8 protein-coding genes and 1 pseudogene are annotated in these 16,925 nt (G+C 48.3%); all 9 read right to left on the reverse strand.

What is annotated here, in order from left to right; all coding sequences use genetic code 11:
• Positions 1 to 37: 37 nt before the first annotated feature.
• Positions 38 to 205, reverse strand: coding sequence for a hypothetical protein (locus tag U5R06_13950; GenBank protein MDZ7723871.1), 168 nt, complete (start codon positions 203 to 205; stop codon positions 38 to 40).
• Positions 202 to 1,575 carry a hypothetical protein gene (locus tag U5R06_13955; GenBank protein ID MDZ7723872.1) on the reverse strand — a complete coding sequence of 458 codons (1,374 nt, stop codon included), beginning with the start codon at positions 1,573 to 1,575 and terminating at the stop codon, positions 202 to 204. Before U5R06_13955 ends, U5R06_13950 begins: the two co-directional genes overlap by 4 nt.
• The gene (locus tag U5R06_13960; protein MDZ7723873.1) at positions 1,560 to 2,426 is read right to left on the reverse strand and encodes a glycoside hydrolase family 95 protein; all 867 of its coding nucleotides are present in this window, start codon (positions 2,424 to 2,426) and stop codon (positions 1,560 to 1,562) included. The genes U5R06_13955 and U5R06_13960 overlap by 16 nt, the downstream gene beginning before the upstream one ends.
• Before the next feature lie 29 nt (positions 2,427 to 2,455).
• On the reverse strand, positions 2,456 to 3,985 hold the full coding sequence (locus tag U5R06_13965) for an alpha-L-arabinofuranosidase C-terminal domain-containing protein (protein MDZ7723874.1): 1,530 nt from the start codon (positions 3,983 to 3,985) through the stop codon (positions 2,456 to 2,458).
• Positions 3,986 to 4,038: 53 nt separating this feature from the next.
• On the reverse strand, positions 4,039 to 5,862 hold the full coding sequence (locus tag U5R06_13970; GenBank protein MDZ7723875.1) for an NPCBM/NEW2 domain-containing protein: 1,824 nt from the start codon (positions 5,860 to 5,862) through the stop codon (positions 4,039 to 4,041).
• 108 nt (positions 5,863 to 5,970) lie between these two features.
• Complete coding sequence (locus U5R06_13975) at positions 5,971 to 7,461, reverse strand: alpha-L-arabinofuranosidase C-terminal domain-containing protein (protein ID MDZ7723876.1); 1,491 nt, start codon at positions 7,459 to 7,461, stop codon at positions 5,971 to 5,973.
• A 272-nt stretch (positions 7,462 to 7,733) separates the two neighbouring features.
• Positions 7,734 to 10,437, reverse strand: a pseudogene (galB, locus tag U5R06_13980) (beta-galactosidase GalB).
• A gap of 230 nt (positions 10,438 to 10,667) precedes the next feature.
• Positions 10,668 to 13,688 (reverse strand): DUF1593 domain-containing protein, encoded by a 3,021-nt coding sequence (locus U5R06_13985; GenBank protein ID MDZ7723877.1) that lies wholly within the window; start codon positions 13,686 to 13,688, stop codon positions 10,668 to 10,670.
• 548 nt (positions 13,689 to 14,236) lie between these two features.
• On the reverse strand, positions 14,237 to 16,903 hold the full coding sequence (locus U5R06_13990) for a family 43 glycosylhydrolase (GenBank protein ID MDZ7723878.1): 2,667 nt from the start codon (positions 16,901 to 16,903) through the stop codon (positions 14,237 to 14,239).
• Between the last annotated feature and the right edge of the window lie 22 nt (positions 16,904 to 16,925).

Consider the following 16,925-nt stretch of genomic DNA (forward strand, 5'->3'; position numbering starts at 1 on the left):
AAGTCCTCCATGCAATATTTTAGGGATGCATCATCATTTAAAAAGTCCTGAGCGTATAAACTCCTCCGGCCTGCGTGGACAGATCATACATAAACGTGGGTTCAATATCGACCGCATTGAGCTCGGCGGCGTCTGAAATCAGCGGTTTTTTGATTTCAGGAATCCAGTAAAACGGATTCGGATTTTCGCCCCGGGCCGGTTTCATCTCAGCGGATCCTTGCACCTGAATCGGACAGCGGGCTCGAATCCGCCGCGGGCGCGCAGACCCGCAACACTGCCGGTATCCCATGCATCGGGAAGCGCGGGCAGAATATCGATACAGCCGTCGTCGCTTTGCACCAGCATTTCGGCCACACCGGATGTAAACCCGAAATTACCGTCGATCTGGAACGGCGGGTGCGCGTCGAACAGGTTGGGATAGGTGCCGCCTGTTTCAGAAAATCCATTCCCGTCCGAATCCCCATGCCGCGACGGTTTGATCTGTTCCCGCATCAGCTTGCAGGCGTGATTCCCGTCGAGGAAATGCGCCCATAGATTGATTTTCCAGTTCATCGACCAGCCGGTCGAAGGATCGCCGCGAAATAACAGCGAGGTGCGGGCGGCTTCGAACAGCTCTGGCGTGCGAAACGGCGATATCTGGTTTCCGGGAAACACTCCGTACAAATGCGACACATGCCGATGATGATCGTCGGGATCATCCCAGTCGTGCATCCATTCCTGCAATTGACCGTACTGTATGATCTGCATCGGGGGCAATTGTTCAAGCGCGCGGTTGATGCGCGTTATAAACTCGGGGTCCCGGTTCAACAGCTCCGCCGCTCGAATGGTCCGGGTAAACAAATCAAACAGCAGTTGATTGTCCATGGTGGTTCCGGCGGCAAGAGAGACATCGGGATGACAGGCCGGCGCGTTTTCCGGAGAAATTGATGGAGAAACGACCAGCCAGCCGTGCTCCGGTTCCCTAATTAAAACATTTAGATAAAATTCGACCGCGCCTTTCAGCACCGGGTATACCGATTTCAGAACATCGATATCCCCGCTGAACGCATATTTTTCCCACACATGCTGACAGAGCCAGGCCCCGCCCATAGGCCACATCCCCCAAAACGCTCCGTCGATGGCGCCGGTCATACGCCAGATATCCGTATTGTGATGCAACACCCACCCGTCAGCGCCATACATCGTCTTTGCGGTCTGTTCGCCCTGAACGGCAACCTCACGCACCATCTGAATCAACGGTTCGTTCAGCTCGCTGAGATTTGTGGTTTCCGAGGGCCAGTAATTCATTTCCGTGTTGATATTGACCGTATATTTACTGTCCCAGGCCGGTAAAAGCCTGTGGTTCCAGATGCCCTGCAGATTGGCCGGTTGACTGCCGGGACGCGATGATGAGATCAACAAATAGCGACCATACTGAAACAGTAAAGCGACCAGCTGCGGATCATGTGCCTGCGCAAACTGTTCGATCCGAATATCGGTGGGATTGTTCACCGAATCAGTAACGCCCAGATATAGGCGGACCCGGTTGAAATAGCGCTGATAATCAGCGATATGATCATTCAGGACCTGGTGCACAGGTTTCCGCAGAGCATTCCGCAGAAACCGTTCAGCTCGTTCTTCGGCAACGGCGCTGATATCGTGAAAATTCTTGAAATTCGTGGCAATGGAAATGTAAAGTGTTGCAGTGTCGGCGCCGCTGACCCGAATACGCCCTGCTTCCGCCGAGACCTGACCGCCGTTTGCGGTGACGTTGACCTGTACCTGAAACCGGCCCCCCCAGGAACGGACTCGTGATCGCTGGTCACGCCGGACATGACCAATCGGTTGCCGTCGATAACGGACAAATCGACCGGCGCCGGATGATTCAGCAAAGCGGTAAAACTGATGCTTGCCGGTTGACTCGCCATCAGGTTGACCACTATGACCTGATCCGGATGGGACGCAAAGACCTGACGCTGATATGTGACACCGTCCATGTCATAGCGCGTGGTCGCCACAGCAGACCCGATATCCAGTTCACGATAATAATTTCGAGTCCGTTCATGTCCGGGGAATAAAAGATGCAGATTGCCGGCTGTTTGATACGGCATCCCGTGTGCATTCCGTGCGATGAATGACCGGTTGACCAGATCCTGGGCCTGCTCATACTTGCCATCGAAAATCAGTTGCCTGACTGGCGCCAGGGCATCTCTGGCGTCCTGACTGTCATTTCGATAAGGCTGTCCGGCCCAGATTGTATGTTCATTGAGTTGAACGTTTTCCCGGGACGGTGTTCCGAAAACCATGGCGCCGAGGCGGCCGTTGCCCACCGGCAGGGCTTCAACCCAGTACTCGGCGGGTTGATCGTACCACAATCTCAGCAACGAGTCAGTCTGCGCCAGTAAACATTGCGCGATTAAAGTGATCAGCAGCGCTTTCTGTATCATATCCTCTCCGAAATTCATATTATTCGATGTTACTTTTCAACATTGACCTTAATTTGGACAAAAGAATGCGGCGGAAATGAATAACTGAATTTGTTATCCGTGACCGGGAACTCGTCGGTTTGCGGGACATATTGGTCGCATTTGTCATAGCTAAAGGGTTCAGTCAGTGAATCGACAGTGACGAGTTTGGCGACCGCTTTTCCCTTAAATGTGCAACCACTGTTGAGAATATCCGCGGTCAGGGTTTCGATTTTATGCCGGTTCACGACGTTGAAATAGACGACGTTCTTTTCCGGATCGTACACGCTTGTCACATTTAGATAAGGAATCCCTTTGTATCTTTCGGTGTTAAAGGTATCGCATTCGACATGAGTGTCGAGCGACCGGCCCAGACAGTTATTCGAGAACAATTTAAAAGTATGAAATAAGGGTGACTTGTAAGTTCCGTGTTCCCGGTCCATACTCAACAGAGAAGTCATCAACGTAAAATTGGTCATTTTAACCACATCGGCATGACTCAGAAAGGAATTCAGACATTGCGCTATGGGCAAAACGGACAAAAAATCGCGTCCCCAAACGCCCCATTCGTCAAAAGAAATATAGACGGGGTTTTTGAAACCTTTCATGGCTCTCGCGGCTTTGATCTCGGCAGCCGTAACGGTGATCTTTTCTTCGAAATCCATAGCGCTTTGTCCCATGAACGTATAATAATCTTCCGATTGTTCCCAGTAGCGATGCACGGAAATATAATCGATCACATCGCCGAGTCCGGTCAACACCTTCCAGTTCCAGTCCACCCACTTGCCAGTGCTCTCATAATACGATGAACCGGACGCGACCAGCTTTATTGAATGATCCACGGACCGCATGGCCTTGGCCGCTTCTCTGGCAATCTTGACGTAATCCGCCGCGTTTTTATGACCGAGTTCCCAGGGCTCGCCGTCCACCTCATTGCCGAGGTCCCAAATCTTGATATTATACGGTTCTTCATGGCCGTACTCGGCTCGCAGATCGGAATAGTAGGTGCCTTTGTCGTAATTGCAGTATTCAACCCAGTAACAGGCATCCTGTATCGTGGCGAGACCCAGATTGACACAAATCACATTTTGGCTGCCGATGGCGTTGTTCAGGGCAATCCACTCATCCGTGCCGACGTGATTGTTATCGATTCCGCCCCAGGCGAGGTTGATGCGCGCCGGCCGCTGGTCTTTGGGCCCGATGCCGTCCTGCCAGTTATAGCCCATGACGTAATTGCCTCCGGGCCAACGCATGTTGGTAATTTTCAACTCCTTCATCGCTTCGATATAATCGGTCCGAAATCCGTTTTCATCGGCAAGCGGATGAGACGGATCGTATAAATTTCCATAAAGCGTATTAAAACCGGCGGTATCGGGCAATCCCATACGTGCGCCGCTGAAATGAATCGGTTCCATAAACACCCCATACATTTTGGGATCGATCTCTCCGATTGTTCGATCGAGATCGATTTTAATTGTCGCTGTCTGAGCAAAGACTGAAAAAGCAAGAGCGAGCAGTAGAATGATTGCTATTTTTTTCATAAAGTTACTCCATGTTGGATGTCTCGTGGGGTTAACACTTTCAAAATGGATTACTATTCTTCAGACCTGTTGAGTTTATATATTTTTAGCAACTTTGCGCCATGTTTTTTGACCCATACGGACATGTTGTCATTGAATTCGCCGATATCCTTTTTTGTCCACAAATCACGAACCCGGCATCTCTCTGTGATACCGATTTGTTCGAGTTTCAAATCGATTTTTATCGAATCCTGAGGCGATGCGCCGGTCGGATAGCGCGTAAACACATGAAATCTGACCGTTGCCCCGTCCGTGTGCTGTACGCACTCGCCATCGAGTCCGGCCAGCGCGGAAAACGTATCATATCCATCGGGGATATCATAGGTGATAATCGAGGGCGCATGCGTGCCGATGCCGTTCTCATATACCTGGCCGTCCACAATGAGTTCATTACCGCCGACACTCTTGTTTACGGTGGTCGTTCCCCATCCGGAGGTCGCCTGAACCCACGGCACATTAATCAGTTGAAGGGAACCGTTTTCACCGGACAGTGTCGGTTCGATCCAGTCCGCGTGATCCCAGTGACTGCCGTCTCCGCCGTCCGTGACCACCAGATACAGTTTTTCAGCGCCTGTGATGTCCACATCGATTTGCGTCGACTGTTCGCCGGGTTTGTGGGTGATCACAGGACTGGTGTACAATGCCAGATTCTCCTGAATCGGTTTTTGATCGCCTGAATAGAAAAGTGCGATATATTTTCCCCGGCTATCCGGATCATCGGCAGTCCAGGCGATTGCCTCACCGTCGTTAAACAGCAACCGGTTGTTTTCGCTGTTTTTTAAAACAGCCAGCGCTTCCTCGTTGGTCAGCAAGCTTTTGGTAAACGCGTCATTATCCGGCAAATGTCCGCCAAACATCAACGGAGAATGGCAGATCAGAAAAAGCGACATCAGGGTCATCTGTTCTTCGCGGGTCAATCGGCTCATTCGATCGTCACCGCGTTCAGCGCGAATACCGATTCGTCCCAGAGGCAGCATATCGCCGTCCGGCCAGTGTCCCGGTTCCATATAGGGAATCCATTTTTCAAACAGGGCAAAATGCTCGTTCACCTGAGACCAGTTGTCCCAAAAGTCACCGATAATCCGCCACATGTTGGCATGGGCGCTGACATGCTGAGCATTTTCGATCGGCGTTTCTCCGGGCGATGTGCTGAGCACCATCGGGCGTCCGCACCGATCAATGGCGTGCCGAATCATTTCAATTTCATCTTTATGATACGGACGCGACAGATCATCCACCTTGACAAAGTCAACATCCCAGGCAGCGTACAGATTAAACAGCGAATTATAGTATGCCTGCGCGCCCTTTTTATCAGCATCCACAGTGTACATATCACCTAGCCAGGTGCATAATTGCTCCGTGTTGTAGATATTCTGAGCTGTGGCATCACTGCCCAATACCGGAGTATTCTGTTCAACTGCTATCTTGGGAATACCGCGCATGAAATGGATGCCGAACTTTAGACCTTTGCTATGAATATAATCAGCCAGCGGCTTGAATCCTTTACCCCCGGCAGCAGAGGGAAACCGGTTTACCGCCGGCAGGAATCTTCCGTATGAATCCATAACGTAATCCGGATTGCTTTCATTATAGCCATGAGTTTTCGGATTTTCCACATACCAGCGGATATCCACCACGATATACTCCCAGCCGTAGGATTTTAAATACTCTGCCATATAATCGGCATTCACCTTGACTTCCTGCTCGGTCACAGTGGGACCGAAACAATCCCAGCTGTTCCAGCCCATGGGCGGGGTCAGGGCATAGTCAGCAAAATCCTGACCGGAGACAACAGCGCTAAACAAAAAGAGAACAACCAAGATAATTCTTTGTCTCATATTCACTCTCAATGTTTTTAATTACAGATTTACTTCCGACTTGTTTTTTTGATGATTTTGCAAAACCGGCTGCTCTGTTGTTGTAATCATATTTGAATACCTTTTTCATCACTCTTTTAATCGGACATCCATTGAAACCACAGTCACAGATTGCGGCGATAGAGTCAGTGAAATTTTATTTTCAAAGACAACAAGATCAAGGGTTTCAGGCAACACATTTTCCGGCTTTTCAAAGGTGTTGATTGCATCAATTGAGGATGCATAGAGAGTCTCGCCTTTGGCACGAATTATCGAACAATCCTTCAATGAGAGGTCGATCATAGCGGGCTTGTTTGGATCGATATTGGTGACAGCCAACAGAATCGTGCCATTCTCTCCTTTTGCTGCAATGGCGTCAACACGCGGCAGCTTTATATCCTCAACCTGATAATGACCCGCATCATAGTCGATCCCGAGCCGGGTAGCATTCTGAAAGGGCACATACAGACGGAATGTATGATAGGTCGGTGTCAATATCATTTTTTCTTTGTCTGTGAGAATCATAGCCTGCAGGACATTAATCATTTGAGCAATATTCGCTCCGCGAACCCGATCGGCGTGTCTGATGAATATATTGAAATTCAATGCTGCAACAATGGCATCGCGCTGTGAATTCTGCTGTTCGAGATACCCGTCAGGGGTGCCTTCAGCAGGCGCATACCAGGTTCCCCATTCATCCACTAAAATCGATACTTTTCTTTCAGGATCGTATTGGTCCATGATTGCTTTATTGCCGGCAATAAATTCATCCATACCAAGGGTTTCTTCTATCACTGAAACATACTGATGTTCATTGAAACCGGTGGCAATAATATTGGGCGGCCATCCATTTCGAGTATAGCGGTGCAACGACAGTCCCTGAATGTCCCATGCCCAGCTTTTTGTGGACCAGGCTTTCATAATCACCTCGGTGTATTCCGCAAAACCGGTTACATCCGGTCCTACGGCCACCTGTTGCGTCTGCATATCATTGTTATAATTGGTGCTGAAATTGGAAAAACGCTTTAGTTTTACAAGATATTCTTCGGCTGTAAACGGGCCGCCGCAGCCCCAGACTTCATTTCCAATCCCCCAAAAGGCCACTTTATAGGGTTCAGGATGGCCGTTACGGGCCCGCTCCTTGGCAAGTGTTGATTTTTCGGCAGTCAAATACTCCAGCCAGTCAGCAGCCTCCTTGACGGTGCCGGAACCGACATTGGCGGAAATAAACGCTTCAGCTCCTATCTGTTCGAGAAAATCAAAATACTCATGTGTGCCAAAGGTATTGGGTTCAATGCGTCCGGCCCAGCTGGCGTTGATTCGGGTTTGTCGTTCTTCCGGTTTGCCGATGCCGTCCCGCCAGTGATACTCGTCAGCGAAACAGCCGCCGGGCCATCGAACATTGGGTACATTGAGAGTTTTCAGAGCCTCCACCACATCATTTCGTATTCCTTTTGTATTCGGTATGTCCGATTCAGGACCCACCCAAATCCCTTCATAGATACCGCGTCCCAAGTTTTCAGCAAACTGGCCAAAGATGTGTTTATTAATCACCGGACCGGTTTGAGCAGGATCAACCACCAGGTTTATCGGGGTATCATTTTCAGCATAAATCTAATCTGTGCTGATTGAAAAAGCAAAAATTAGAACTATTTTAAAATATTTTGCAAAGAACTGCAAAAGTGCAGAATTCATAGCTTTTTCCTTTTTATCATCATGTAAACCCTATGGATTACAGCATTATACAAGCTATACCACATAAAAAGCTATTATAATACGTTGCAACTATTTCTCCAGTCATTCAAGTGTCATTTTTCAGTCTCTTTTGTTTATCCAATATTGTTTCACGATCATCATTGACTCTTGACTATAATTTTAGCGGCCTCGAGTCCGGGCGATTTTGCGGTAAGAGTGATAGACCCCGAATCGTCTGACCGCGACCGTACGATCCCCAAAGCCAGTCCGTTAAAAGCCTTTCGTTTCTGAGACGGAAATGGTGTAAAATCCGTCGGATTGCCGTTATCAGTAGCCACAATCTCGCCGGGACCGGTTACCTCAAAATGAATCACATGATCAGCCGTCGGAACCGTCAGACCGTTCTTATCAGCGACTTTGACCGTGACAAAGGCCAGTTCCTTACCATCAGCCCGGATGGTTTTGCGGTCAACAGAGGCTAGCAGCCGAGCCGGTTTCCCGGCGGTTTGAACCGTATCTTCAGCCCAGGGTTCGCCATTTTTATAGGTAACAACCCGAAGCTCACCGGGTTGATAAACCACATCATCCCAGCGCAGACGATATTCGTATTGTTTCTTTTCTTTTTTTCCGAGTGAAACACCATTCAGAAACAGCTCGGCTTGATCTCCGGAAGTAAACGCATGCACCGGTGTGACTTTGCCGATGCGGTCCGGCCAGTTCCAGTGCGGCAGGATATGCGCCATGCGCAGGTCGGGACGCCAGCGCGACTGATACAGATAATACCGGTCCTTTTTGAATCCCGCCAGATCAATAATGCCAAAATACGAACTGCGTGCTGAGTAAAAAGGCGTCGGTTCTCCCAGATAATCCCAGCCGCTCCATACAAATCCTCCGGCCACATAGGGATGCCGGTCCAGAGAACGGAACACCTTGTCTGCTGAAGACCCGAAATCGGCGGTATGCAGTTCATAGGCACTGACATAATGATGCTCCGGATCACAGCCCAGACTGTCATTGATCGGAGCGCTGATACTTTTATGCACCGGAAACACATAGGTGCCGCGGCTGCTCAGCGCCGCTGCGTTTTCACTGCTGACAATCACCTTGTCAGGATATTTTTCATGAAACGCCGGATACAGCGGAGACGTGGTGATGCCGTTGAGATGCGAATAGGCCGGTGCATTGCGGATTCCCTCTCCCTGATAATTCAGACTGATTAAATCCATGTGTCGGCGAGAACGGCATATCCGGTTTGGCATAGTTCATCGATGCGGTCGCGGGCCGGGTGGAATCTTCCTGTTTTAGAATGTTGTGCAGCCGCTGCGCCAGAGCCGCCCCCTCTTTACCGGTGTACTGCTCGCCGACTTCATTGCCGAAACTCCACATAATCACCGACGGATGATTGCGGTCGCGGCGGATAAACGCGCGCAGGTCAGGTTCATGCCAGTCCGGAAAGATGAGATGAAAATCAAGAGGTGTTTTTTTGCGCGCCCAGATGTCAAATATCTCGTCCACCACCAGAAATCCCATACGGTCCGTCAATTCCAGCAGTTCAGGAGCCGGTGGATTGTGTGCGGTGCGGATGGCGTTACAACCCATATCGCGAAGTATTTTTAACTGACGTTCGGCAGCACGGATGTTGAACGCCGCACCCAGCGCGCCGAGATCGTGATGCAGATTAACACCCTTGATGTAGATGTGTTCGCCATTTACAAAAACCCCGGAATCCGGATCAAAACGCAGAGACCGGATACCAAAGCGGGTTATATATTGATCCACAGGCTTTTCATTCTGCCATAATGTCGTGACCGCGGCATAACGGTTGGGACTCTGACCCGGAGGCGGCCCCCACAGTTCGGGGTTTTTTAGAATCACACTGGATTCAGTTTGTTTGCTCTCTCCTGCCGAAATCGTTATGTCAAGCGGTTCAAAAGCGGTCACAGCTGTTTCGGATGTCTGACCATCAGCACTCAGCGGGTAAATCCGGGTCACGGCTTTGACAGCCACATCCGTTTCTGAATCATTATCAACCGTCACAGCTAAATTGACCGTAGCAGATGCGCTTGACACATCGGTCGTCGTGATAAACGTGCCCCATTGTCCGACGTGCACGGAATGTGTTCTAGTCAGCCAAACATTGCGGTAAATACCGCCGCCGGAGTACCAGCGTGAAGAATGATCTGGGATTGTCTAATCGAATAGCCAGCTGGTTTTCAGTACCCGGAACAACATAGGGGTTAGGTCCAGACGCCAGGATGCATAGCCGAACGGCCATCCCCCCACCAGGTTGCCATTCAGCCATACCATCGCATACGACATGGCACCATCGATGTTGAGAAAGATTGATTTACCAGCATCCGATTCCGGAATATCGAGTTTTTTTCTGTACCAGGCGACGCCCGGACTGGGTAAGCGTCCCATGCCGCCACGAACTTTGGGTTCTTTACCTTTATAAAAGGGGCCTTTGATCGCCCAATCATGCGGCAGATCCACTTGCTCCCATGAGCGGTCATCAAAGGTTTTTTGCACAAAGGCAAAGTCATGTCCGGGGTGACCTTCCGGTCGCGAGTGGCGGTTGTCCGGATTCTTGATAAAGTCGTTGCCGCTGGGAAGAATCCAGGGTTTTAATACCTGTTTTGAAGATGTGACATGTTCCGCTTCGGTTGGTTCATCATCGGCATGCCCAAAGGTCCAGTTATCCGGCACCTCGGGCCGCACATCATAAATCAGTGAATCGGCTTGATCTGCTGATTCATACTTGAAAAAACGCCAGTCGGCGTTGATCGAGATACGCTGCCGGGGGCTGTTTTTCATTTCAGAGTCAGAACTGTTTGCCAACACCAACAGGGGCAGCATGACCATCACAAAAAAGATACCCTTTATTATGTCTTTTTCGTTGACATTGCGTTTCATATTTTCACCTCTCAATCAACAAAGAACGATACTTTACATTACTTGCAAATCATGGAGCATACAAACAAAACGAGCATTTGGTGTTGAACCTGCAAAAAAAATCCCGCCGGAAAATTTCCCGGTATTCGATAGCTGAAAAGTCAGGCTGTAATTCTTTATTAAACGGCATTTATCCTGCATTATTTGAGTACCATTATCTTTCTGGTATCAACAAATTGTCCTGCCTTCAATTGATAAAAATAGGTGCCGTTTGAGAGTTCAGAGGCATCAAATGGAATTGTATACGTGCCTGCCTGTTTTTCATCATTGACAAGAGTTGCCACTTTATGGCCAAGAATATTATAAACATCTAAAGTGACATGCTGATGATTTGGCAGAAAATATTGAATATTGGTTTGAGGATTAAATGGATTCGGATAGTTTTGTTCCAATAGAAAGCACTCGGACGTTTCCGATCTATTTTCCACCCCTGTCGGGTCACATAGATTTTCAGCCTCTCCCCCCATTCCTTCCGGGGCTATTCCGGTATTTGAAATAGTGATTTTATCCAGCAGGGCGCCATCTTCACGATAGCCTATGGTCAGGCTGTGTTCTCCCGGACTCAGCATATGATCATCAAACTTCATCCATTCCCAGCCGCTGGTCACCAAACTGTTGTACATGATAAAACTTTCGTCGTCCACCCGGACCCAGAACGAATCATCATCATAGGTCGGACAATTAATTCGGGCATATATTGAAAAGCTTCCACTTGTATCCACAGAAAAGGGAATAACTATGGTATTCTCACTGCCCGCAGGCGCCTGCTCAAGACTTTCTACACCCGGTTTTACAGTAACATATTTTTCATTGGATGCCCGTGCATCGCTCAGGATATCCCAATTATCACCCACTGCGGCGCATTCAGCTTCCAGCCAAACCTCTATGTCGTTAACAGGCGTATCATCAAGACACCAATCTGCACGCTCCATAAATTCCTTTTGAAAGTCATCGCTCCACATTGAAATCGATGATTTGCCCGGCCCGTCAATATAATGATTCGTCGAGTCATTGCGCACATATTGTCCGCCCCAACTTGGTTGCGTTGGATCTTTAGGATCATTTATACCACGATTTGCACTGACCAGATAAAGAAACGAAGGCGTATCTCCCTCAATCACACCGTCACCTCCCATAGCTGAGGGAGGGTAGATTGCACACAGGGGGCCGTGGTCGTTAATAATATTTGTTTCAACCCATTCACGACTATCGGCACCGAACATTCCCTGGTAGGTTGTTCTCGACTCGATTATAAACAGATCGGGGAAATTACTCACAAGCCACTCGTGGGTTGCATCCTGACAAGCAATCAGATAGACACGAAGCTTGCTGATAAAAGTGTCAAACTCCTCGCGGCTTTGAGTATTCTGCACCTTCCATATTGCCTGGGCAATCTCCCGCGGACCTCCCCAGACACAGATATAAATCGGCCGGGGATCATCTTTGCCTGCAGCAGCAATAATCGCGTCAGAAGCCTCACTGTCCCTGCCTTGTCCGATAATATCGGTCCAGGATTGCTCATCGCACCCCCACTTTATATTAATATTATGATTATTACCCAATCCCTCATAGGTAACAGCACGCAAATCGTCTGCGGTAGGATACTGTTCATCATATTGTCTGAGATTTTCATCAACCAAATCATATTTATCCAGCACAGCCTGAATATTCTTTTTTTCTGCTACCATATCAAATGTGCCTGCTGAAGCAATCAATCCCTCTATATCAAATTCATTTGCATAAAGTAAAAAGCGAACCATCGATTGTACGTCGTCCGGGTCACTGTTCGTGACCGGAAAGGGCGGAAAATCCGTCGATATCATTACCCGCCGCCTGGTTGTATCAAGAACATTTATGATCACACGCCGATATGCATAAAGACCGGGCTGACCTGAATCGTGTAACTCTAAAATGATATGAAGCTCTTGTCCATCAGCATCTGAAGGAATCGTTACGATGGGCGTAGCTGTGCTGCTATTTTTGATGGTCAGAGGCCGTCCCTTATAGGTTCCCGCTTCTTTGTAATAAAGCCATCTGTATGAAAGCGAATGTCCATCAGGATCAGATGAACCCTCTGCGCTAAGCCCGACAGTGGAGCCGGGAAGTGCAGACACGTTTAAAACATTTCTGGTCGTATCGCCATTTACTACAGCTGCAGGATGGTGGTTGGCTTCTGAATATTGACTTGTTACAGACCAGTCCATTCTTGCCGCAAAATCATTATGATACCCGGATGACCAGCGGCGAATACCGCTACTACTTGATGCGTTAGTATACATAAAGTAGGGATCATATACCTGATCCTCCCCGGCCATACAAGACATACCCCGAACGGCAGGTTGCTTTTCTCGTCCAAAACGGCCGCCCCAGCCGCCCTGCCATACCTCATCGGGATCGTTAAGTCCATTCGGGAAAAGATGCAGAAATGCAGGGGTATCTCCTTCGGTCGCATATTTCCGGTCAGGGTATACAGCTCCAAGGGGACCATGGTTTTGTACATGACTGTCCAGCCATCCGTCACTTGGCTGCCAGTCATAGACTTGCGTGGCCCTGATATAAGTGATACCGGGAAAATTTTTGGCTATCCATGTGCCTGCATTATCCTGACCCAGAACGTCATACACACGAATTTTGCTTATAAACTTTTGCAGTTCATCCTCTGAGCGGGTATTCTGAACTTTCCATAGCGCCTGGGCAAGGGTATTACCTCCTCCCCAAAAACAAATCCAGATAGGACGGGGATCATCTTTGTCAACAGCAGATATGATCAATTCAGAGCCCGGGCTGTCTTTACCATTGCCAACATCGCTCATACCGTATCCCCGCTGACCCAATACGGAAATAGACTGCAGATATTCGAGAGAAGGGAATTCCGCATCATGTACCTGAAGGTTAGAAACAACCTCTCCATAAGCATTGAGTAGATCATTCAACATGTTAATATTGGACTGAGACTTTTTCCAGCAGCCGGTCGTTACAATCAGTCCTTCAACATCGTATTCGTTACTCTGCACCAGAAAGCGGACCATAGATTGTTCATCGTCCGGATCGGCGCCCAGGTCAGTCATGTTAATGATTCTCGGTTTTTGTTGAATTTCCTGCGCAGCGATCTGAAAAACAGGCACCAGGAATATAAACATAGAGATAAGAATTGTTTTCATTTTTAAATAACTCCTAAAATATGTAATGACTGCCGAATATCGGCTATTATGAGTTAATCACAAAACCCGTATATCAGAAAAGTTTTGAGGTTTCCAGGTTTGAAATATCTATCTTTCATTAATGCACCACACATTTCCGCCCAAAGGGTACCGAGCATGATCGTGAAACTGCACTTTTTTCCTTCTGCTAATATATTCTCCAAATATATAATAAACTACCCTATTTTGAGTTAATATGACCTGTATTCCGATATATTTTAAGATATTTGACCATAAGCGCACGGCAACCAAACTGTATGATTTACGGCAGCAGGGTCAGCCGAATGCCTTGAGAATCAGACCCGGATACAGGAAAAGGCGGCATTTATATCCGGGAAAATGGAGTCGCCCGCATTGGATACCGGAATGTGCGGTTTCCTGTAATATCGGGGGACAGACCGCGCAAGCGCATTTTTGCCTGCAAATCGCGGATCAGCTGAACAAAACGGGCTTTCCGGCCTCAACAGATGAACGGTTTGCAGCCTGCAGCCATAAATCGTGTCGGCAAACTATTTAACCAGAATAAATTTTTTAGTATCAGCAAATTTTCCCGCTGTCAGCCGATAAAAATAGGTCCCGGTTGAAAGTTCAGAGGCATCAAATGGAATTGTATAGGTGCCTGCCTGTCTTTCTTCATTGATCAGGGTTACCACTTTATGACCGAGAATATTATAAACGCTTAACATAACATATTGACGGCTTGCCAGGAAAAACTGAATACTCGTTTCCGGATTAAATGGATTCGGATAGTTTTGTTCCAATAGAGAACACTCCGGCAGTTTCGAGCTGTTTTCCACTCCTGACGGGCTACACAGATTATCAGCTTTTCCGCCGATTCCTTCCGGGACCTGGTCATAGTTCGAGATACATATTTTATCCAGGTTGGCGCCGTCTTCACGATAGCCTAGGGTCAGGGTGTGCTCACCACCCCTTAACCTATACTCATCCAATTTGATCCATTCCCAGCCGCTGGTCACCAACCCGTTATACATTTCAAATGCTGAATTGTCCAGTTTGAGCCAAAACGAGTCATCGTCATAGGTCGGGCAATTTAAACGCGCATAAATAGAAAAATTGCCACTTGCCGTCAAAGTAAAGGGAATGACAATAAGATTCTCGCTGCCTGAAGGCGCGCGATCCAGACTTTCCGTACCCGGTTGAACAGCGACGTAATGACCATTGGAAGCCTGGTCATCATTCAGAATCTCCCAATTCTCTCCGACTTGCGCGCATTCCGGTTCCAGCCACACAGCCGACCCCGCACTGACCGTGACATGAACCGTTGTTGATTTTGCGTCACCGATTTGTCCCTGATAGCTTAGGGTAATGTCCACCTCACCCTCGTTCAACGCGGTAATCACGCCTTTTTCTACGCTTACAATTTCAGGTTTGGGATTATCATAGGTTGCTTTTTCGGTCACATCTTCAACGTGTTCATCGTTAAATTCCGCCCAAACTTGTATTGACATTGTCGTCCCGGAAAATAATCCAATATCGCTTTCATCTGTATAAATACGGGAGACTGCAAGCTCACTTTCTCTGTTCTTCACAACAACCTTGACACGGTCCGACATATCCCTATAAGCGGCGATGACCGTCACAGCGCCATAGGAAAGGCCGGTCACCACACTGTCCGAGATTGATATAATGTTTTCCGGATCGAACGTGAAAAAAGTTTCTGTGGTAATATTTTCGGCGCTTCCATCGGTGTACATAGCGTTGACTGTGATATTCGTGTTGTTGTATCCGTCAACCGTATCAATTTTAGAATCCTGAACAACCGCATTGACCGCCAAAAGAGTATGTTCATCTGTTTTCGGGGTGTACTGCCAATAATCAAAGTTGAACAAACTTTCGACGTTTTCACCTTTAAACACAAAACAGACATCGTGCATACCCGTCACCTCATCCACAGCAATCGTTTCTGTTTTCCAGCTATCCGGTCCGCCGGTGTACGAAACGGGGACAGTTCCGATAAGCGGTCCGGCTTTGTCGTCCAGTCGAATTTCTATCGATCCGCCTGTCAAATCGCCGATTTTCAGATCACTTGCGATGCCGGCGGTAAAAGCGGCCGGGCCGGTCGCGCCGAAATCAACGCCGCGAACCTTGATCCAGTCGCCGTCTTCGATGCTCGTCACGTTCATACCGCCTGCACTGCAGACCTCGGTTTCAATCCCGTTTTGGTCGTCCATGGTTTCTGCTTCCATCCGTTCATAAGGATTGACATGGCCGACTTGTTCAACGCCGTCCACCGTATTCACCAAGGTTTCGATCGTACCATCCTCATTATGGCTGAATTGATCCAGTGCGAGGTTGCGTTTATAGGTAGCGGGAATTCCAGCCTGTTGAGCCACAATCCGGTTATGATAGGCCTGATACCACTCGCCCTCGAATTCGAATATAGCCTGATGGTTATTGTTGTTATTATAGGGAGGCTGATTGGAGAGCACGCCTCCGTAGGTGAATCCTGATATGGGATTGTCGCTTGTCATATAGTCAATCCGCATCCCGTTACCCGGATTGGTACAGTAAGAAAAATAATAAGCGCCATTTTGCTTGTGCATCCAGGCCGCCTCAAAAAAATAGGGCACATGGAAACGGGTTGCGGCCCCGTCCACACTAATCAAATCATTGTTCAATTTGATCACGCGCAAATTATCCTCGCCGTTACCGCCAAAATACATATAGGCCTGGCCATCGTCATCAATAAATGTCATGGGATCAAATAACCACATATTCTCAGCCGGTAACACACCGGGAGTACTTGTACTGACCAGTCGTTGTCCAATGGGATCGATAAACGGACCGGTTGGACGATCTGAAACCGCAACGCCTATTCCGTTGCCGCCATTGCCAAAGTAAAGATAAAACTTGCCGTCACGTTCAGCAGGCGAAGGCGCCCAGCTGTTTTGCGCCCAGGACGCATGTTCAGGGACCTGAAAAACAACACCATGATCGGTCCAGTTTTTCAAATCACTGCTTGATACACACACGATAGAATGCATTTGATATCCGTCGTCTTCGGTATTATCGTCATCATTCGAACAGTAAATATAAACCCGCCCGTTGTACACCAGCGCGCCGGGATCTGCCAGATGTCTGTGCGATACGATCGGATAATCGGAGAATGCATAACTCGTTAATCCAATTACAACAAACAGTGAAATTATTTTCATTTTTTCTGCCCTTGATTTTGAA

This window comes from candidate division KSB1 bacterium (assembly GCA_034521575.1).
Taxonomy (GTDB): domain Bacteria; phylum Zhuqueibacterota; class Zhuqueibacteria; order Residuimicrobiales; family Krinioviventaceae; genus JAXHMJ01.